The 19,330-nt window shown below is 71.3% G+C and carries 17 protein-coding genes; 11 read left to right on the top strand and 6 right to left on the bottom strand.

Annotation, left to right across the window (positions count from 1 at the left end; all coding sequences use genetic code 11):
- Positions 1–11 precede the first annotated feature (11 nt).
- The 5 genes from O5O46_RS06700 to O5O46_RS06680 form a co-directional block, all read right to left on the bottom strand.
- Positions 12–878, bottom strand: a complete 867-nt coding sequence (locus O5O46_RS06700) for a GNAT family N-acetyltransferase (RefSeq protein ID WP_269854305.1) — start codon at positions 876–878, stop codon at positions 12–14.
- A 62-nt stretch (positions 879–940) separates the two neighbouring features.
- A complete protein-coding gene (locus O5O46_RS06695; RefSeq protein ID WP_269854304.1) occupies positions 941–1,606 on the bottom strand; it encodes a response regulator in 666 nt (221 codons plus the stop codon).
- Complete coding sequence (locus tag O5O46_RS06690; RefSeq protein WP_443072410.1) at positions 1,603–2,874, bottom strand: sensor histidine kinase; 1,272 nt, start codon at positions 2,872–2,874, stop codon at positions 1,603–1,605. The genes O5O46_RS06695 and O5O46_RS06690 overlap by 4 nt, the downstream gene beginning before the upstream one ends.
- A gap of 78 nt (positions 2,875–2,952) precedes the next feature.
- Entirely contained in the window at positions 2,953–3,231 is a 279-nt protein-coding gene (gene pspAA, locus O5O46_RS06685) for a PspA-associated protein PspAA (RefSeq protein ID WP_269854302.1), read from the bottom strand.
- Positions 3,232–3,262: 31 nt separating this feature from the next.
- The gene (locus O5O46_RS06680; protein WP_269854301.1) at positions 3,263–4,057 is read right to left on the bottom strand and encodes a PspA/IM30 family protein; all 795 of its coding nucleotides are present in this window, start codon (positions 4,055–4,057) and stop codon (positions 3,263–3,265) included.
- A 215-nt stretch (positions 4,058–4,272) separates the two neighbouring features.
- On the opposite strand from O5O46_RS06680, the gene O5O46_RS06675 reads away from it, so the two are divergent.
- From O5O46_RS06675 to O5O46_RS06665, 3 genes are all read left to right on the top strand, one after another.
- A complete protein-coding gene (locus O5O46_RS06675; protein ID WP_269854300.1) occupies positions 4,273–4,869 on the top strand; it encodes a DUF3043 domain-containing protein in 597 nt (198 codons plus the stop codon).
- A gap of 74 nt (positions 4,870–4,943) precedes the next feature.
- The gene (locus O5O46_RS06670; RefSeq protein WP_269854592.1) at positions 4,944–5,654 is read left to right on the top strand and encodes a class I SAM-dependent methyltransferase; all 711 of its coding nucleotides are present in this window, start codon (positions 4,944–4,946) and stop codon (positions 5,652–5,654) included.
- Positions 5,655–5,726: 72 nt separating this feature from the next.
- The gene (locus O5O46_RS06665; RefSeq protein ID WP_269854299.1) at positions 5,727–6,824 is read left to right on the top strand and encodes a S1C family serine protease; all 1,098 of its coding nucleotides are present in this window, start codon (positions 5,727–5,729) and stop codon (positions 6,822–6,824) included.
- Positions 6,825–7,085: 261 nt separating this feature from the next.
- On the opposite strand, the gene O5O46_RS06660 is transcribed toward O5O46_RS06665, so the two are convergent.
- Positions 7,086–7,295 carry a hypothetical protein gene (locus O5O46_RS06660; protein ID WP_269854298.1) on the bottom strand — a complete coding sequence of 70 codons (210 nt, stop codon included), beginning with the start codon at positions 7,293–7,295 and terminating at the stop codon, positions 7,086–7,088.
- Between the two features lie 117 nt (positions 7,296–7,412).
- Here O5O46_RS06660 and O5O46_RS06655 point away from each other — a divergent pair, with 117 nt between their 5' ends.
- From O5O46_RS06655 to O5O46_RS06615, 8 genes are all read left to right on the top strand, one after another.
- Positions 7,413–8,618, top strand: coding sequence for a bifunctional adenosylcobinamide kinase/adenosylcobinamide-phosphate guanylyltransferase (locus O5O46_RS06655; RefSeq protein WP_269854297.1), 1,206 nt, complete (start codon positions 7,413–7,415; stop codon positions 8,616–8,618).
- 67 nt (positions 8,619–8,685) lie between these two features.
- Complete coding sequence (gene cobT, locus O5O46_RS06650; RefSeq protein ID WP_269854296.1) at positions 8,686–9,744, top strand: nicotinate-nucleotide--dimethylbenzimidazole phosphoribosyltransferase; 1,059 nt, start codon at positions 8,686–8,688, stop codon at positions 9,742–9,744.
- Between the two features lie 530 nt (positions 9,745–10,274).
- The gene (locus tag O5O46_RS06645; protein ID WP_269854295.1) at positions 10,275–10,988 is read left to right on the top strand and encodes a hypothetical protein; all 714 of its coding nucleotides are present in this window, start codon (positions 10,275–10,277) and stop codon (positions 10,986–10,988) included.
- A gap of 38 nt (positions 10,989–11,026) precedes the next feature.
- Complete coding sequence (locus tag O5O46_RS06640) at positions 11,027–11,797, top strand: adenosylcobinamide-GDP ribazoletransferase (protein ID WP_333482341.1); 771 nt, start codon at positions 11,027–11,029, stop codon at positions 11,795–11,797.
- Positions 11,798–11,870: 73 nt separating this feature from the next.
- On the top strand, positions 11,871–12,227 hold the full coding sequence (locus tag O5O46_RS06635; RefSeq protein WP_269854294.1) for a WXG100 family type VII secretion target: 357 nt from the start codon (positions 11,871–11,873) through the stop codon (positions 12,225–12,227).
- Positions 12,224–16,519 (top strand): DUF6531 domain-containing protein, encoded by a 4,296-nt coding sequence (locus O5O46_RS06630; RefSeq protein ID WP_269854293.1) that lies wholly within the window; start codon positions 12,224–12,226, stop codon positions 16,517–16,519. Before O5O46_RS06635 ends, O5O46_RS06630 begins: the two co-directional genes overlap by 4 nt.
- Positions 16,520–16,524: 5 nt before the next feature.
- Positions 16,525–16,965: a hypothetical protein gene (locus tag O5O46_RS06625; RefSeq protein ID WP_269854292.1), complete on the top strand. Its 441-nt coding sequence runs from the start codon at positions 16,525–16,527 to the stop codon at positions 16,963–16,965.
- Positions 16,966–17,706: 741 nt separating this feature from the next.
- A complete protein-coding gene (locus O5O46_RS06615) occupies positions 17,707–19,233 on the top strand; it encodes a leucyl aminopeptidase (protein WP_269854290.1) in 1,527 nt (508 codons plus the stop codon).
- Positions 19,234–19,330 lie beyond the last annotated feature (97 nt).

Raw genomic sequence — 19,330 nt, 5'->3', positions numbered from 1 at the left:
CGCGCCGCCCTCTACAGGAACGTATCCGACGGGATGTACGGGGTTGGCGGCCGCATGCCGCGTAGGCACACATAGCCGGAGTTGGCCAGTTCCAGCCCAGCCGTCAACCCCACGTCCAGCGCCCACTGCTGATCGCTCGTCAGATGCGGTACGCAGGCCGTGCCGCCCGGCGGTACGGACAGCAGTGCCGCGGTGAGCAGTCGGGTGGCGAGCCGTCGCGAGGTGGCGGCCAGCAGTTCGACGCGGCCGCGGTCGGCGTAGCAGTACCCGCTGCCCGCCAGGTCGTCCACCACGAACAGGCGGCAGCCGCCGAGGAGTTGCTCGTGATCGGGGCCGTGCGCACCGCCCCTGGTGCGCCGGTCGACCGAGTCCATCAGGTCCCGGTGCCGTGGTGTGCCCTCGTGCACGGCGCCGTCCAGCGGTTCGAGCCGCGCCGGGTCGACCACCCCCTTGAGCCGCATCGCCGGGTGCAGGGTGAATCCGGCGCGGCGGTAGGCGCGGGCCGCCACGGGGTGCCGGGTGCCGCACAGCAGACCGCGCAGACAGCCGCGTCCGTACCCCATCGCGCGGGCAAGCAGCGCCTTGCCGACTCCCTTGCCCTGTGCCGTCGGTACCACGGCGAGCAGTGAAAGCCCCCACAGGAACTCGCGCTTGAGGGCCAGTGCCACGCCCACCGGACCGGCCACCACGTCCTCGGCGATCCAGCAGCCGTCGGGGTCGGTCCTGGCGAAGTACCGCACCCGCGCGTGGAACCGGACCACCCGTTCCGGCGGCCAGTCGCCCCCCGGCAGCGCCCTGGCATCCCCGAACGACGCGGCGGTGATGGCCTGCACGGCCTCGGCATCTTCAGCGGTGTCCCGCACCGGACGCAGCAGCATCCCTCCATGCTGCCGTGATCGCGCACCGCGCGGGCCGGTCCGCGCGGAATGCACCCGACCGGTCAGCCCGTCGAAGGCCGGACCAGCCCGGTCTCGTAGGCGATGACGACCAGTTGGGCGCGGTCGCGGGCGGAGAGCTTGGCCATCGTGCGGTTGACGTGGGTCTTGACGGTGAGCGGGCTGACCCCGAGGCGTTCGGCGATCTCCTCGTTGGACAGCCCGGCCGCCACCTCGGCGAGCACCTCCCGCTCCCGCGCGGTCAGTACCGCCAGGCGCTCCTCGGCGGCCCTGGACGGACCCCCGGCGCCGAGGAACCGGGCGATCAGGCTCTTGGTCGCGGCCGGTGACAGCAGTGACTCCCCGGCGGCGACGGTACGGATGGCGGTCAGCAGTTCGTCGGGTTCCGCGCCCTTGCCCAGGAACCCCGCGGCACCGGCGCGCAGCGCCTCGATCACGTACTCGTCCGCCTCGAAGGTGGTCAGGATCAGCACGTGCACGCCGCCGAGGTCGTCGGCGGCGGTGATCTCCCGGGTCGCGGCGATCCCGTCCGTCCCCGGCATCCGGATGTCCATCAGCACCACATCGGCACCGGTCCGGCGGGCCACCGCCACCGCCTCGGCTCCGTCACCGGCCTCGCCGACCACCTCCATGTCCGGCTCGGACTCCACCAGCACCCGGAACGCGCCGCGCAACAGCGCCTGGTCGTCGGCGAGTACGACCCGGATCATCGTCGCCCCTCCCCCGTGGCCGCGGCCTCGCCCAGCGCGCCGGAAAGCCGCGCCGGGGCTGCCGACGGCAAGCGTACGAAGACCCGGAAGCCGCCCTCCGGCCAGGGCCCCGCCTCGAACCGGCCGCCCAGCGCCGTGGCCCGCTCGCGCATCCCGATCAGCCCGTGTCCGCCACCGCGCCCGGCGTCCGCCGCCGCGCCGCCGGTGCCGTCGTCCAGCACGGTGATCTCCACCCCGGTGCCGTCCCGGACGATCCGCACCCTCACCCGGGCGTCCGGCCCCGCGTGCTTGTGGGCGTTGGTCAGCGACTCCTGGATCACCCGGTACGCGGTCAGGTCGACGGTCGCGGGCAACGGCTCGGCGGCGTCCGCGAGTCCTTCGGTGACCACCTCGGCGCGCAGTCCGGTGCGGACGAAGCCGTCGACCAGCCGGTCCAGATCGGCCAGGCGCGGCGCCGGTTCCATGGGCGCCTCGGGGTCGCCCGCCTGCCGCAACAGGCCGACCGTGGCGCGCAGTTCGTCCAGCGCCGAGCGGCTCGCCTCGCGGACGTGCGCCAGCGCCTGCTTGGCCTGCGCGGGTCGGCTGTCCATGACGTGGGCGGCGACTCCGGCCTGCACGTTGACCAGCGCGATGTGGTGGGCGACCACGTCGTGCAGCTCCCGGGCGATGCGCATCCGTTCCTCGGCGACCCGGCGGCGCGCCTCCTCCTCGCGGGTGCGCTCGGCTCGTACCGCGCGCTCCTCGATCGCGGCGACGTAGGCGCGGCGGCTGCGCACCGCGTCACCGCCCGCGGCGGCCATCCCGGTCCAGGCGAAGACGGCGAGGTGTTCCTGGCTGTACCAGGGCGCGGGCCCGTAGCGCATGGACACCGCGGTCAGCGCCGCGCAGGTGGCGGCGCCCACCCGCCAGGTGGTGGGCCGGTCGGTGCGGGCGGCGACGGTGAACAGCGCCAGGAAGACGGTCACCACCACCGGCGCGGAGCGCGAGGTCCGGTCGGCGACGAAGCCGAGCGCGGCGGCGGCACTGGTGAAGGCCAGCGCCGAGCGCGGAAAGCGGCGCCGCACCACCAGTGCGGCACAGGCCAGCACCGCCAGGGTGACGTTGGCCGGATCCGCCCGGTACTGGTGCGCGGGCGGCCCGGCCACCGAGCTGACCAGGATCAGCCCGAGGACGACCGCCGCCAGAGCGCCGTCCACGGCGAGCGGATGTGCCCGCGCCCAGTGGCGCGATCGGGCGAGGAGGGTCACGCCACCACACGGTACGGGCATCGGCCGGGCCGCACAGCACGGGCGCCCTGGCCCCGTGACGGGTGGGACCAGGGCGCCCGGTGGTGCTGGGGGTGCCGGTTATCCAGGGATCAGCCCGTCGTCGGCGAGCATCTCCCGTACCTCCTCCAGGGAGGCGTCCGGGGCGGGCAGGATCAGCTCGGACGGCTCCAGTGCGTCATCCGCCAGCGGCTCACCGAGCCGCCGCACGGCGTCCAGCAGCGCGCCGAGGGTGCGCCGGAACTCCGTCTCGTCGCCACTCTCCATGGCGCCCAACAGCTCGTCGTCCAGCTTGTTCAGCTCGACGAAGTGGCTGTCGGCCAGCCTCACCTGGCCCTCCCCCATGATCCGTACGATCATGACGGTCTCCCTTCGAGGTGCGCGCGGACGCTCAGTTCTTGTCGAGGCGCGGCTGGTCCTGCGGCTGCTGGTGGTTGGCCTGGCCGGCCTTGTTGCCCTCGATGGCCTGCTGACCGCTGCTGCCGCCGGCCAGCTCGGCCTTCATCCGCTGCAGCTCCAGCTCGACGTCGGAACCGCCGGAGAGCCGGTCCAGCTCCGCCGAGATGTCGTCCTTGGCCAGCCCGCTCGGGTCGTCCAGCGCACCCGAGGCCAGCAGTTCGTCGATGGCACCGGCGCGCGCCTGCATCTGCGCGGTCTTGTCCTCGGCCCGCTGGATGGCCAGGCCGACGTCGCCCATCTCCTCGGAGATCCCGGAGAACGCCTCGCCGATCTTGGTCTGCGCCTGGGCGGCCGTGTAGGTGGCCTTGATGGTCTCCTTCTTGGTGCGGAAGGCGTCCACCTTGGCCTGCAGCCGCTGCGCCGCGAGAGTGAGCTTCTCCTCCTCACCCTGCAACGTCTGGTGCTGCGTCTCCAGGTCGGTGACCTGCTGCTGGAGCGCGGCACGCCGGGTCAGCGCCTCGCGCGCCAGGTCCTCACGGCCGAGCGCCAGCGCCTTGCGGCTCTGGTCCTCAAGCTTGGACGACTGCTGCTGCAAGCCGGTGAGCTGCAGCTCGAGCCGCTTACGCGACGTGGCCACGTCCGCGACGCCACGACGTACCTTCTGCAGCAGCTCAAGCTGCTTCTGGTACGAGTAGTCAAGCGTCTCGCGCGGGTCCTCGGCCCGGTCCAGGGCCTTGTTGGCCTTCGCGCGGAAGATCATCCCCATCCGCTTCATGACACCGCTCATGGGCCTGGCGCGCCCCCTTCTGCGACTTGCTCCGGCACCTCTGTTGACCCCTACAGTACGGGCCCCGCTTCCATTACCGCACCGTTCGGCGGCGGATGCGCTCATCCTGAGGGACGATCACGCACCGAGCGCATCCCGCCCAAGGAGTAGGTGGCGGTGCCGGGCTGGCACGTGGGGGTGGGGACCGGTCCCGGCAGCACGTACCCTTGGGCCTTGTGTTCCGACGTCGTTCCAAGGATGAGCAGGCCGCGACCCCGATGGTGACCGCAGAACCGGTCGACCAGCGCCGCGACCCGCAGGCCCCGAAGGGCCGCCCCACGCCCAAGCGCAACGAGGCGCAGACGCAGCGCCGCCAGCGCGTCACCGTGCCCGGCGACCGCAAGGCCGCCGCCAAGCAGGCCCGGGAGGCCCGCCGGGTCGAGATGGCGAAGCAGCGCGAGGCGCTGGCCAGCGGTGACGAGCGCTATCTGCCGGTGCGCGACAAGGGACCGGTGCGCAAGCTGTGCCGGAACTACGTGGACACCCGGTACCACGTCGCCGAGCTGTTCCTGCCGCTCGCGGTGGTCATCCTCGTGCTGAGCATGTTCCCCAGCATGAACGTCAAGGACATCTCGCTGCTGCTGTGGCTGCTGCTGATCGTGCTGATCGTGCTCCAGTCGGCGTTCACCGCCTTCCGGTTGAAGAAGGTACTGCGCCAGCGCTTCCCCAGTGAGAACCTGCGCGGCGCGGTCGCCTACGCGCTGATGCGCACGCTCCAGATGCGCCGGATGCGACTGCCCAAGCCGCAGGTCAAGCGCGGTGAGCAGATCTGAGCAGCGGGTTTTCCGGCGGGGCGGAAGCCTGGCTGGCGGGTCTCGGCGGCCTGCGCAACGCCGTGCGGCAGGAGTTGGTGGCGCGGCAGCTCGATGAGCAGATCACCGCGCGGTTCCCGGTGGGACGCCGGCTGCGGGTGCTCGACGTCGGGCTCGGCCAGGGCACCCAGGCACTGCGGCTGGCCCGTGGCGGCCACGAGGTGACCGGTGTGGAGTCGGATCCGGCGATGCTGGAGACGGCCCGCGCGGCGCTGTCGGTGGAGCCGGAGGGCATACGGGAGCGGGTCCGGCTGGTCGAGGGCGACGGCCGGGAGACCGGCCGGTACTTCGACGCGGGCAGCTTCGACGTGGTGCTCTGCCACGGGGTGTTGATGTACGTGGCGGATCCGGACGCGCTGCTGGCCGGTCTGGCCCGGGTGCTGGCGCCCGGCGGGTTGCTGTCGCTGCTGGTGCGCAACGGGGACGCGCTGGCGATGCGGCGCGGGCTGTCCGGCGACTGGGAGGGCGCGCTGGCGGCGTTCGACGCCACCGGGTACACCAACCGACTGGGACTGACCGCGCGGGCCGACCGACGGGAGACGCTCACCGCGACCCTGTCGGCGATCGGCGCGCCGCTGCACGCCTGGTACGGGGTGCGGGTGTTCACCGACACCGCGCCGGACGAGACCAAGGCCAGCGATGTTCCGGACCTGGACCGGCTGCTGGCCGTGGAGGTACGGGCCGGGCGAACCGACCCGTACCGCGCGGTGGCCGCGCTGCTGCACCTGTGCGGGGTACGGGATTGAGCGGGGTCCGACACGCGCGGCACGGGCGCGGAGATACTCGCTTGATAAACCGATAAAAGGGACACTCCGGGCATGAGTGGATCACGTATGCCCGGATTGGGGGGATCTGCCGGTCGGCGCTCGGCGGTCCGACCGCTGCTGGCGGCCGTGTGCGCGGTGGCGCTGCTCGCCGGCTGCTCCGGCGCGGCGAAGACCTCAACGGCGGCGTCCAGGTCGAACGGTCCGGGCGCGGGTCCCGCTCCCACGGTGAGCAACAGCCTTCAGGACGACTACGAACGGGTGGTCAAGAACGTCCTGCCGTCCGTCGTCCAGATCACCACCAGCGCGGGCCTCGGCTCGGGCGTGGTGTACGACACCAAGGGCGACATCGTCACCAACGCCCATGTCGTCGGCAACGCCAGGAACTTCCAGGTCACCCTCGCCACCGGCAAGAGCACGCTGAAGGCCGACCTGGTGGGCAGCTACCCGGCCGACGACCTGGCGGTCATCAAACTGGCCAACCCGCCCGGCGACCTCAGACCGGCCGCGTTCGGCGACGCCTCGAAGGTGGCCGTCGGCCAGATCACCCTGGCCATGGGCAATCCGCTGGGCCTGTCCAGCAGCGTGACCCAGGGCATCGTGTCGGCCGTCGGACGCACCGTCAACGAGGGCGGCAACGGCGGCACGGGCACCACCATCGTGAACATGGTGCAGACCTCGGCCGCGATCAACCCCGGCAACAGCGGCGGTGCGCTGGTCAACCTCTCCGGTCAGGTGATCGGCATCCCCACGCTGGCGGCCACCGAACCGGAGTTGGGCGGCGGTACGGCGCCCGGCATCGGGTTCGCCATCCCGGTCTCCACGGTGAACAACATCGCGCGCCAGCTCATCAGGAGCGGCAAGGTGACCGCCTCCGGCAAGGCCGCGCTCAACGTCTCCGTACGCACCGTGCTGAACAGCAACCTCGAACCCGTGGGCGTCGTAGTGGTCACCGTCACCCCCGGGGGCGCGGCGGACAAGGCAGGCCTGCGCCCAGGCGACATCATCACCAAGGTGGACGACGTCCCCATCACCACGGACGCGTCCCTCTCCGAGACCCTGGCCGTCTTCAAACCCGGCGACAAGACCAGCGTCACCTACGAACGCGACGGCCAGCCGCGCACGACCCAGGTGACCCTGGGCCAGCTCTGACGCCTACCGGCGACCTGGGTGCTGGGGGTCGCCCCCAGCACCCACGGCTCCGGCGGCGTTGGGGGCGGCCCCCAACCGGCCTCAACCGCCCAGGCGTTGTAGGCGTTCCCCCCAACCGACCTCAACCGCACAGGAGTTGGGGGCGAGCGCCCCTGACAACGCCGGTGCTGGGGTCTGAGGGCTTGCCCCCGAAAGATGCCGCCGAGCGCAGCCCCGCGGTGCCGAACCGACCGCGCCCCAGGGATTCAGGCAAGCCCGGCGCTAGCTGCCCGCATGCAGACTCATCGGCGCCGGGTACACCTCCGTACCGTCCTCGAAGAGCCGCACCTGGTCCACCCCGCCGTCCAGCAGCGTCTTCCACTCCTCGCCGATCCAGGACTCCGCGTCGCCCTGGGTGCTGAACTCCTCGGGTTCCACCGCCGGTACGGCCTCCGTGCCGTCCGTCTTCTCGAACCGCCACGTCCATGCCATGCCAAGCCCCTCTCCGTCCTGTCCGCGCAGGTTAACGGAGATCACCGCCGCCGGTCAGCCACACCGCCAGGCGGGGCGGTGCGCGACCGGCCAGGCGTCGTACGCGACGATGTCCGCATGGAGATCACGCTGCTGGGCACGGGTGGGCCCGAGGGCCTGCCGCAGTCCGGCTGCCCCTGCGCGGCCTGCGCCGCCGCGCTCGGCGCCGGCGCCCGCAACCCTGCCTCGCTGCTGGTCGACGGAGTACTGCTGCTCGACCTGACGCCCGGCCCGGCGCTGGCCGCCGCCCGCGCCGGACGCTCGCTCGGCGGCGTACGCCAGGTCCTGCTGACGCACCCCCAGGCCGGGCCGCCGGTCGACCTGCCGGCCGGCCTGCCCGCCCCCGGCCGGGTGCCGGACGGCGAGCAGCTGACGCTGCTTTCCGGCCACCGGGTCCGCGCGTTGCCGCTGGACGCGCCGGGCACCGGATACGAGGTGACCGGACCCGCCGGGCACCGCCTGCTGTATCTGCCCGCGGGCGCCGCTCCCGCCGGTCTCGGCAACGGACGCGACCGCCCGGTCCCGTACGACATGGTGCTGCTCGACGTGACCCGCCGCCCCGACGCCCTGGCCCGGCTGCGCGCCGCGGGCGCGGTGGGCCCCACCACCGATGTGATCGCCGTCCACGTCGGCCACGACGCCGCGCCGGAACCGGAACTGCACCGCAGGCTCAGCGCGGACGGCGCCCGGGCGGTGCCGGACGGCAGTGCGCTGGTGGTCGGCGCGTACGAGTCCGTACCGGACATCCCGCGCCGCACGCTGGTGCTGGGCGGCGCGCGGTCCGGCAAGTCGGCGGAGGCCGAGCGGCGGCTCTCCGCCTTCCCCGGCGTGGTCTACGTGGCCACCGGCGGCATCCGGGAGGACGACCCGGACTGGGCGGCCCGGGTCCATCTGCACCGGGAGCGGCGCCCGGCCAGCTGGCGCACCGAGGAGACCTGCGACCTGCTGCCGCTGCTGAACACGGACGGGCCGCCGCTGCTCATCGACTGCCTGGCGCTGTGGCTGACCGACGCGATGGACGCGGTCGGTGCGTGGGACGAGCGGCGATGGGCGTCCGGCGGCCGCCGCCAACTCGCCCTGCGAGTGGCCGAGTTGACCGCCGCCTGGCGGGAGACCCGCCGTACGGTGGTGGCGGTCAGCAACGAGGTCGGCTCCGGTGTGGTTCCCGCCACGGCGTCAGGCCGCCGGTTCCGCGACGAGTTGGGCCGGTTGAACGCGGCCGTCGCGGCCGAGTCGGAGCGCGTGCTACTGGTCGTGGCGGGCCTGGCGGTGACGCTGCGCTAGGCCGCCCGCGCTGACGTCGGCGCCCGTACATCACCGTCACGGCAACCTCACCGGTAAGGTGCGAGTCGTGAGCCCCCTGGACCTAGACGACTTCGCCGCGCTGATCGACCGCCCCGAACCGGCGCTCCGGCACGACTCCAAAGCGCTCCGCGCCCGTACGGCCACCGCCGGAAAGCTCGGAAAGCTGGAAGACCTGGGCGACTGGCTGGCCTCCGTACAGGGCCGCGCACCGGCGAGGCCGATCGAGCGGGCCCGCGTGATCCTGTTCGCCGGGGACCACGGCATCGCCGAGCGAAACGTCTCCGCACGCCCCCCGGGCACCGCCGGCACCCTGGTGCGCTCGGTTCTCGCGGACGAGGCCGCGGTGAACGTCCTGGCCCGCACGTACGGAGCCCAGGTACGCGTCGTCGACATGGCCGTGGACTGCGACCCCGGCGAACTGCCCGCCGAGGTGGTACGGCACCGGGTACGGCGCGGCTCCGGGCTCATCGACGTCGAGGACGCGCTGACCGAGGCGGAGGCCGAGCAGGCGTTCCGCGCCGGCATGGCGATCGCCGACGAGGAGGCGGACTCCGGCACCGACCTGCTGGTGCTGGGCGATCTGAGCGTCGGCGGCACCACACCCGCGGGGGTGCTGATCGCGGCGCTGTGCGGCACGGACGCGTCCGTGGTGACCGGTCGCGGTTCGGGGATCGACGACCTGGCCTGGATGCGCAAGTGCGGGGCGATCCGCGACGCGCTGCGCCGGGCCCGGCCGGTGCTCGGCGACCCGTTGAAGCTGCTGGCCACGGTGGGCGGCGCGGACCTCGCGGCGGCCACCGGGTTCCTGCTGCAGTGCGCGGTGCGCAAGCTGCCGGTGGTGCTCGACGGTGTGGTCTCGGCGGCGTGTGCGCTGGCCGCGCAGCGGGTGGCGTTCCGGGCGCCCGACTGGTGGCTGGCGGGCCAGTCGTCGGGCGAGCCCGGGCAGGCCAAGGCACTGGACCGGCTGTCCATAGAACCGCTGCTCGACCACGGCGTCCGGCTCGGCGAGGGCACCGGCGCACTCCTCGCGGTGCCGCTGCTCAAGGCCGCGGCGGCGCTGGCCGCCGAGCTGCCGGGCCAGCCGGAGCCCACCCCCGAGCCGTAGCACCCGGGGGCGTCGTGCCATGGGCATCGCAGCCCAGGTCGTCGCGGCAGAAAGCTAATTCCCGAGCAAACCCCGTCAATCGCGACATAAGATCGCTGTTCATGGGATCGCTCCGTATGGCGTACACCGAACCGTCCCGGGCGTTCCCGCCCCCGGGACGGTCAGGATCCCGGCGAACACGTTCGGCGTTCTTCACAACCGCGGACCGGGTGAATGTCGTCATCAACATCATGACTGCGATCACCCGCGATTCGGCCATCGCGCGGAGAGGGCCCCGCGGAGAGGCTCTGGCCTCCGGCGATCCGATCGGAGACCCTGAAACGTGGCCCGGCCCGACCATGCCGCGGCCCGAGCAGCCCTGCCCGCACGGCCGTACGCCCGCCGTGCCGGGTCCGGGCGAGAAGGGTGGAACGATCTACCCGCGAGGGGGGCACGAACGCGTTGAGGGCCGCCGGTTTCACCGTGGAGGGGCGGGCGATGCGCACCGTACGCCAGGCCTGCCGCCCGGCCCGTACCGGCGCGGGAACGCTGTGAGTACTGCCGAAGCGTGGCTGCGCCGCGCCGCGTACCGCGAGTGGGGCGCGCTCGTCGCCGACCTGCGCATCGCCTCGGTACGCAGGAGATGGCGGGCGATTCCGCTGACGATCGCCGCCGTGGTGCTGATCTCCGTACTGCAACTGGTGCAGCACACCGCCTGGGGCGACGACCTGGTGAACCGGTCCGGGGTGGTCAGCGCGACGCTGCTGTGGTGGAAGGCGCTGCTGCGCACCCCGCTGTCGCTGTTCGTGCCCGCCCTCGACCTGCCGGTGTGGGGAGCGCTCGCCCAGGTGCTGGTGGTGTTCGGCATCGCCGAGATCACCCTCGGCAAGGCCCGCACCGTCGGCATCGCGTACCTGTCCACGCTGGCCGGTACGACCTACGCGCGTTGGGGCGTCTCCCGAGGACCGCACGCGGTGCTCGGCCTGGCGCCGATCGACGCCTTCATCCGGGACACCGGCCCGTCCGCGGCGGTGGTGGCGCTCGCGGTCTGCGTCGCCTGGCGGTACCGGGCGTGGTGGACGGCGGGAGTGGTGGCCGGGTCGATGGTGGTGGAGGCGGCACTGTGGCCGAACCTCGCGGGCTGGGAGCACCTGGCCGCGATCCTGACGGCGGTCGGCTGGTGCCTGGTGGACGACGCGGTGCGCCGCCGCCGCAAACGCCGTACCGACCGCCCGGCCGAAGGACGCCCACCGGCCAGGCTGTAGCGTTCCTCCGACGTGGGCTGTATCGGTTTGGGGGACGTGTGGCGATCGACGACGGACCGCGGTTCGCCTTCGGCACGCTGACCGTACTGCCGGTACGGGTCAGGCGCTGGGACCGTACGGCCGGTCGGGCCGGAATGCTGTGCGCGCCGCTGGTCGGCCTGGCCCTCGGCCTCACCGCCGCCGCGCTCGGCGGCCCGTTGCTGCTGGGCGGTAACCCACTGCTGGCCGCCGTCGCCACGGTCGCCGTACCCGCCGCCCTCACCCGCGGGCTGCACCTGGACGGTCTGGCCGACACCGCGGACGGCCTGGGCAGCGGCAAACCGGCCGCCGACGCGCTGCGCATCATGAAGCAGTCGGACATCGGCCCGTTCGGTGTGCTCACCCTGGTCCTGGTGCTGCTCGCCCAGGTCGCGGCACTGGCCCGGCTCTACGCGTCAGGCTGGCCCGAGGCGGCCACCGCGATCGCCGTCGCCGCCCTGACCGGCCGCACCGCGATGACCCTCGCCTGCCGCGACGGCGTCCCCGCCGCCCGTGAGGACGGCCTGGGCCGCACCGTCGCGGGCACCGTCCCGCCCCGCACCGCCTGGCTGCTGGCCGCCCTGACCACCTTGGCGGCGGCGGCAGTTGGCGCCCTCTTCGGCCCGTACGCCGCCGCCCACTACGCCCTGGCGACGGCCCTCGCCCTGACCGCCTCCGAACTCCTCCTGCGCCGCTGCCGCTCCCGCCTCCACGGCGTCACCGGCGATGTCTTCGGCGCCCTGTGCGAGACGGCCGTCACGGCGGTGCTGGTGGTGCTGGGGGTGTGGTGACGCGGGCCGCCGGGGGTCAACTCCCGCTCTAGTAGGGTCGGATGGCTCACACCAGCGACCACCAGGGGGAACCGTGGGCGGCACTCCACCGGACCTGCACATATCGACGGCTGACCTGAAGTCGTCGGCGCCCACGTTCCACGACCAGAGCAGGGCCCTCGGCCAGGCCGCGGCGACGCTGAAGAAGAAGCTGGACGAGCTGGGTTCGCCGTGGGGCGACGACGACTCCGGTAAGCAGTTCCACGCCTCGTACGGTCCCAGCCGGACGTCGGTCGAAAAGGCGGTCGGCATCCTGGTGCAGGGGTTGGAGAGCATCTCCGAGGCGTTCAAGGACATGGCTGACGGCCACTCTGGCAACGACCACCAGGTGGCGGCCATGTTCAAGAAGGCGGCCGGGCTGGAGCACGGTGACGGTAAGGGCGGCAAGTGAGTTTCCTCGGCCTGCCGAGCATCGAGGACTGTGCGGGGTGGCTCGCCAAGCACATGGGGATGCCCTGGCCGAAGGGTGATCCCGGCAAGCTGCGTCAGGCGGCGGACGCCTGGCGTGGGTTCGGCAAGGCCGTGGGTCCGGTGTGCACCGCGACGAACGGCAGGTCGGCGGCGCTGGTCCACAACAACAAGGGCGAGGCGATCGACGCGTACGCCGAGTTCTGGCACCGCTACCACGGCCCGGGGGGCAAGGGCTGGTTGGACGACGTCGCCAAGGCGTCCACGCATATGGCCGAGATGCTGGAGAACTACGCGGACGGCATCGAGAAGGCCCGGAAGAAGATCGAGCACCGGATCGAGATCGACATCGCGGTCCTGGCCGCCGCGATCGGCGTGGCGATGGCGACTGGTGGCGCGCTGTCCGGCGCGGCGGCGGCCGCCGCCGATGCGGTGATCGAGGCCGCCGGAGCCATCGGGCTGGAGCTGTCGGCGGTCGCCGCCGATGTGCTGGGTACGGCGGTGGCGTCGGCGGCGTTCGGCGGTGTGGAGTCGGTGGCCGTCGACGCGGCCGTGGCGCAGCCGTTGCAGATGGCGTTCGGCCTGCAGGACCACTTCAGCCTGGACGAGCTGAACTCCGCCGCCAAGGACGGCATGGTCTCCGGCGCCCTCTTCGGCGCCGCGGGCGGCGCGACGAAGGCGGCGGTCGAAGCGGGGATGTTCCCCCGGCTGTTCGGCGGCGGACTGGACCCGTCGCTGCTGTCCGGTCTGCCGACCGACCTGGACGGACTGGGCGGGCTGCGCGAGCCGCCGAGTCTGGACATGGAGAAGCCACCGTCCGACCCGATCCGCCCCGACGACGCCGAACTGCCCGCGAACGCACGCCCCACCGACTCGGTCGAGGCGTGCAATGACCCGGTCGACATCGCGACCGGCACGATGTTCCTGCCGCAGACCGACGTCTCCCTGCCCGGTCAGCTTCCGCTGGTGATCGAGCGGACGCATCTGTCGTCGTACCGCGCGGGCGGATGGTTCGGCCGCTCATGGGCCTCGACGCTGGACGAACGGCTGCAACTCGACGCCCAGGGCGTGGTGTTCGCCGCCACCGACGGCAAGCGGCTGGTCTACCCCGTACCACGGCCGGGTCAGCCGGTACTGCCCGAGCGGGGTCCACGACTGGCGTTGACCTGGGACGGGCGACCGGATGGCGTGATGACCGTCACGGACCCGGCCACCGGCGTGGTGCGCACCTTCACCCACCCCACGTCGGTCGACCCGCACGAGGCCGTCGACCTGCCGCTGAAGTCCGTCGAGGACCGAAACGGCCACCGCATCGACATCGACCGCACCGCGTCCGGGATCCCCACCGGTATCCGCCATTCCGGCGGCTACGACATCGCCGTGGACACACACGGCGGGCGCGTCACCGCCCTACGGCTCCTGGACACGGTCCTGGTGCGTTACGGATACGACGACGCGGGCAACCTGACCGAGGTCACCAACTCCAGCGGCACACCGCTGCGTTTCACCTACGACCCGGACGGCCGGATCACCTCCTGGACCGACCGCAACGGAACCGCGTTCACGTATGTCTACGACGAACACGGCCGAGTGGTACGCACGCAGGGCTCGGACGGCTTCATGTCCGGCGCCTTCACGTACGACGACCGGACGCGGACGAACACGTACACCAACTCGCTTGGCGCGACCAGCACTTACCGCTACAACGAGGCGTGCCGGGTGGTGGCCGAGACCGACCCCCTCGGCCATACGACCACCACCGTGTGGGACCCAAACGGCCAACACCGCCTGTCGGTCACCGACCCCCTTGGCCGCACGACGCGTTACGCGTACGACGAGGCGGGCAACCTGGTGGGGATCACCCTGCCTGACGGTTCCACCGGACAGGCCGCGTACAACGCGCTGAACCTCCCGGTGGAGGTCACCGAGCCGGGCGGCGCGGTCTGGCGCCACACCTACGACCCCGACGGCAACCTGCTGGCGACGGTGGACCCGACGGGGGCGGAAACCGTTTACGCGTACGACGCGTCCGGCCACGTCACGTCCATCACCGACCCGCTCGGGCATGTCCAACGGGTTGAATGCGACGCGGCGGGCCTGCCGATATCCGTCACGGACCCGCTGGGCAATAGCACCACGGTCCAGCGGGACATATTCGGCCGCGTCACTCAGGTCACCGATCCCCTGGGGCACACCAGCCGCATGGGCTGGACCCCGGAAGGCAAGCCCGCGTGGCGCGAACAGCCGGACGGCGCGCGTGAGGAGTGGCAATGGGACGGTGAGGGCAACCTCGTCTCACACACCGATCCGGCAGGCAACACCACTCGCCACACCAGCACCCACTTCGACCTGCCGTCGTCCCGCAGGGACCCTGACGGCACGGTCTACGACTTCGCGTACGACACGGAGTTGCGCCTGACGGGCGTGACCAACCCGCAGGGCCTGACGTGGTCGTACGAGTACGACGCGGCGGGCCGCCTGGTGGCGGAGACCGACTTCAACGGCCGCAGGCTGGCGTACGCCCACGACGCGGCCGGACAACTGCTGGCCCGCACGAACGGCGCGGGCGAGACGTTGGCGTTCACTCGGGACACGCTCGGCCGCACTACGGCCACGCTGGCGGACGACGGCACGCGGACCACGTTCGCGTATGACGCGTCCGGCCACCTGCTGCGCGCCGTCAACCCCGACACGGAGGTGGTGTGGCAGCGCGACGCGCTGGGCCGCGTGCTGTCGGAAACCACCAACGGCCGTGCGATGCGGTACACGTACGATGCCGCGGGCCGCCGCACGGAGCGCACCACGCCGGGCGGTACGGTCTCCCACTGGACCTACGACGCGGCGGGCCGCCCAACCGAACTCCGCACGGACGCCGGGGAGTTGGCCTTCACGTACGACGCGGCGGGCCGCGAGGTCGAACGCCGCATCGGCGAAGGCGTCCACCTGACCCAGACGTGGGACAGCAACGACCGCCTGACCACCCAGACCCTCAAGGCAACCGCTGCGGACGTCCTCCTCCAACACCGCACCTACGCCTACCGCCCCGACGGCCTGCTGACCGAGATCCGCGAACTGACTTCCGGCACGCGGCACTTCACCCTCAACAAGACCGGCCGAGTCACGGCGGTCACGGCCCACGGCTGGTCCGAAACCTACGCCTACGACGAAGCAGGCAACCTAACCCACGCGGAGGCCCCAGCCCACCAGGCCGCGGGCGAGCGCGAGTTCACCGGAACACTGATCCGCCGCGCAGGCCGCACGACCTACGAACACGACGCCCAGGGCCGCCTGGTCCGCAAGTCCCGCAGACTCCTCAACGGCCAGAAGCGCACGTGGCTGTTCTCATGGAACGCCGAGGACCGCCTGACGGCCGCCGTCACGCCTGACGGCGAACGCTGGCACTACGTATACGACCCACTGGGCCGCCGCACAGCGAAGCGCCGCTTGACGGACGACGGCTCGGTTGCCGAGGAAACCACGTTCACGTGGGACGGCACCCGCGTAGCAGAACAAACCGCAGACGGTGGCCACACCGCAACGTGGGACTACGCGCCGGGCTCCCACCGCCCCCTATCCCAAACCGACCGCGAGAAGCCGACCGCCCCCGGTTCCCTGATCGCCCGCCTGGGCGAGCCGGCCACCTTCCACTCGGTGGTGACGGACCTGGCAGGCACCCCCACGGAACTGGTCACGCCTGACGGAGCAGTCACCTGGCAAATCCGCACGACCCTCTGGGGCACCCAACTCCCAGCCCCAACAACAGACGAGACCAATGTCGACTGCCCTCTGCGCTTCCCCGGCCAGTACCACGACCCCGAAACGGGCCTGAACTACAATTACTTCCGCTACTACGACTCCGAAACATCTCGATACCTCACACCTGACCCTCTCGGCCTCGAACCAGCCGACAACAACTACGCATACGTCAGCGACCCACATAACCTGATCGACCCCCTTGGCCTCCAATCGTGTCCAACCGGGATAGATCTCTCGAATGCCCGACAGGTGAGCGGGAGATTCCCCAAGAGCGCAGGGCCAGACGAAATCCTGGTGCGACGCAAAGAGGATGGCACTGTGACTGCTTACGCCGTCTACGACGACAACGGGGTTCCAGTCAAGCGTGTTGACGTGGACCCTGACTCCGCCCCACACGGCGGGATTCCAGCTCCCCATGTGCTCGAAATGCATCAGAACGTGAACCCGAAAACGGGACAGGTATTTTACACTTGGGACAAGATGCCAAGACCAGCTCGCCCCGACGAACTTCCCAGGTGAGACGCATGAAACCAGAAGATTATCCAGAAATTCGATCATGGGTGGAGGGAGTGCGCGGAGACGTAGACTCTATCGACTTCCTGACCCAGCACTCCAGCCTGGCCGTGTGGCTTGCTGCGGCGCAAGTCTTTTGGCCAGACTTCAAAGAGGTGGGGGGGTGCGTATTGTGGTCTCGCGTGTACAATGAAAATAATTTCGAGACCTGGCGCGAGCATCTTAATGGAGACCTTGGGCGTATCGAGGCAACGCTCAATCAGTTGAAGCTTTGGCAGGTCATTGACTGCGAGGACACGGCCGAAGACAACAGGGCTCTGCAGGGCGTGGCGGAAGCCCTATCCCGCTGCTGGTCGGCAGCTCTTATGAACTCATTCCCGGATAAGCGGTTCGACGTCCGGGTGGTCAACACGGACGACGGCCCTATTGTTACCTTCTCAACTCTGCGTTGAGCTCTCGAGCCCACTTCGACTCTTGACGAAACTCCGTACGCAGAAGCCAGTAGCGAAATGCACCGCCACACCCCGGGACACGGGCGGTTGGGAGGTCCGGATTGGCGTCACAAACGCTGACGCGTAGGGAGGGTGGCGCCAGTTCAAAGTCACTGTGTTGTCAGTTCTGACGTCAACGGGATGCCTTGTTGATGAGTTGCGGCAGGCCGTGGCGGGTCAGGAGGGATCGCAGGGGGCCCCTTTCGATCCCCGTCCCCGGTGCGCGGGGGTCGCGGGGGATTTGGACACCGGGCCGCTCGACACGGCATACGGTGCGTACTTCGCAGACTCCCCACCCCACTCGCCAACTACCGGTCGCCACTGGACCTGATGGAACGCTCCGCGCTGCCTCCCGACAAGTCCCGGGACCTCATCTGGTCCACCGCCCGCGACCGGTGAGAGGAACGGGCATGTCCGAGCCCGCTCGGCAGAAGTCGTCATCCTGTGGCGGTGGCGGCAACAACTGCATAGAACTGAGCGCCGACCACCACCACATGCGTATCCGGGACTTTCTCCGGGAGATCAAGTCCCGGCGGTACGACCAGTCGCCGCGAGCGGTTCGTGCTGGGCCGAAGCGGACTGGCGCCGTATCACGGGCGTAGGCTCACGAGAAGCCGTACGGGGCGGAACGCCCCGTCGGCACCTCACCGGCAACGACGCCGTTGAGGCAACGGACCTCGACGGAAGAGGAACTTCAACACCGTGACTGCACTGACTCTCAGCACATCCTCCGCCGCAGCGTTGCGTGCGGACGCCGTCGTGGTCGGCGTGGCCAAGGGGTCCAAGGGGCCCGTGGTCGCTCCCGGCGCAGAGGCGGTGGACGAGGCCTTCAACGGCAAGCTGGCCGCCACCCTGGAGACCCTGGGCGCCACCGGCGCCGAGGGCGAGGTGACGAAGCTGCCGGCGCCGACTGGTGTCAAGGCCCCGGTCGTGCTGGCGGTCGGCCTGGGCGACGCGCCCACCAAGGGAGACGGCTACGCCGCCGAGGCGCTGCGCCGGGCCGCGGGCGCCGCCGCCCGTGCGCTGGCGGGCTCGAAGAAGGCCGCGTTCGCGCTCCCGGCCGCCGAGGTCGCGGACGCCGAGGCGGTGGCCGAGGGCGCGCTGCTCGGCGCGTACGCGTACAACGCCTACCGGGGCAACGGCGACAAGAAGAACGGCAACGGCGTCAAGGAGCCGCTCGCCGAGGTCGCCCTGCTCGGCGGCAAGCCGCGGGACAAGGCGTTCAAGGCCGCCGCCGCCCGCGCCATCGCGCTGGCCGAAGAGGTCAACCGGGCGCGTGACCTGATCAACATGCCGTCGAACGACCTGTTCCCGAAGTCGTTCGCCGCCGCCGTCCAGCAGGCCGCCAAGGAGCACGGCCTCAAGGTCGAGGTGCTGGACGAGAAGGCGCTGGTCAAGGGCGGCTACGGCGGCATCATGGGCGTCGGCCAGGGGTCGGCCAACCCGCCGCGCCTGGTGAAGGTCGCGTACACCAACCCCAAGGCGAAGAAGCACGTCGCCTTCGTCGGCAAGGGCATCACGTACGACTCGGGCGGCATCTCGCTCAAGCCCGCCGGTCACAACGAGACCATGAAGTGCGACATGTCCGGCGCCGCCGCCGTCTTCGCCGCGGTGGTCGCCGCCGCGAAGCTCGGCGTCGAGACCAACGTCACCGGCTGGCTGGCGCTCGCCGAGAACATGCCGTCGGGCACCGCCACCCGGCCGGGTGACGTGCTGAGGATGTACTCGGGCAAGACCGTCGAGGTGCTCAACACCGACGCCGAGGGCCGCCTGGTACTCGCCGACGCCATCACCCGCGCCTCGGAGGAGAACCCGGACGCGATCGTCGACGTGGCCACGCTGACCGGCGCGATGGTGCTGGCACTCGGCCACCGGCACTTCGGGATCATGGCCAACGACGACGACTTCCGCACCGCCATCCACGGCATCGCCGAGGAGGCCGGCGAGCCGTCCTGGCCCATGCCGCTCCCCGCCGAGCTGCGCAAGGGCATGGACTCCCCGGTCGCCGACATCGCGAACATGGGCGACCGGATGGGCGGCGGCCTGGTGGCCGGACTGTTCCTGAAGGAGTTCGTCGGCGAGGGCATCACCTGGGCCCACCTGGACATCGCGGGTCCCGCGTTCCACGAGGGCGCGCCGTTCGGCTACACCCCCAAGGGCGGTACCGGCACCGGCGTGCGGACCCTGGTGCGGCTGGCCGAGCAGGCGGCCGAGGGAACGATCCTCTAACGGATCGGCCAACGCTCAGCCACGGCCCCGGGCTACGGCCCGGGGCCTTGCCGTTCGCCCTCAACGAAATCCGGTCGCCTACTCACCAGTAGCACAT

The organism is Streptomyces sp. RPT161 (assembly GCF_027533845.1).
Taxonomy (GTDB): Bacteria; Actinomycetota; Actinomycetes; order Streptomycetales; family Streptomycetaceae; genus Streptantibioticus_A; species Streptantibioticus_A silvisoli_A.
The sequence above is the reverse complement of the archived record's forward strand: the minus strand, read 5'-3'. Positions and strand labels throughout refer to the sequence as shown.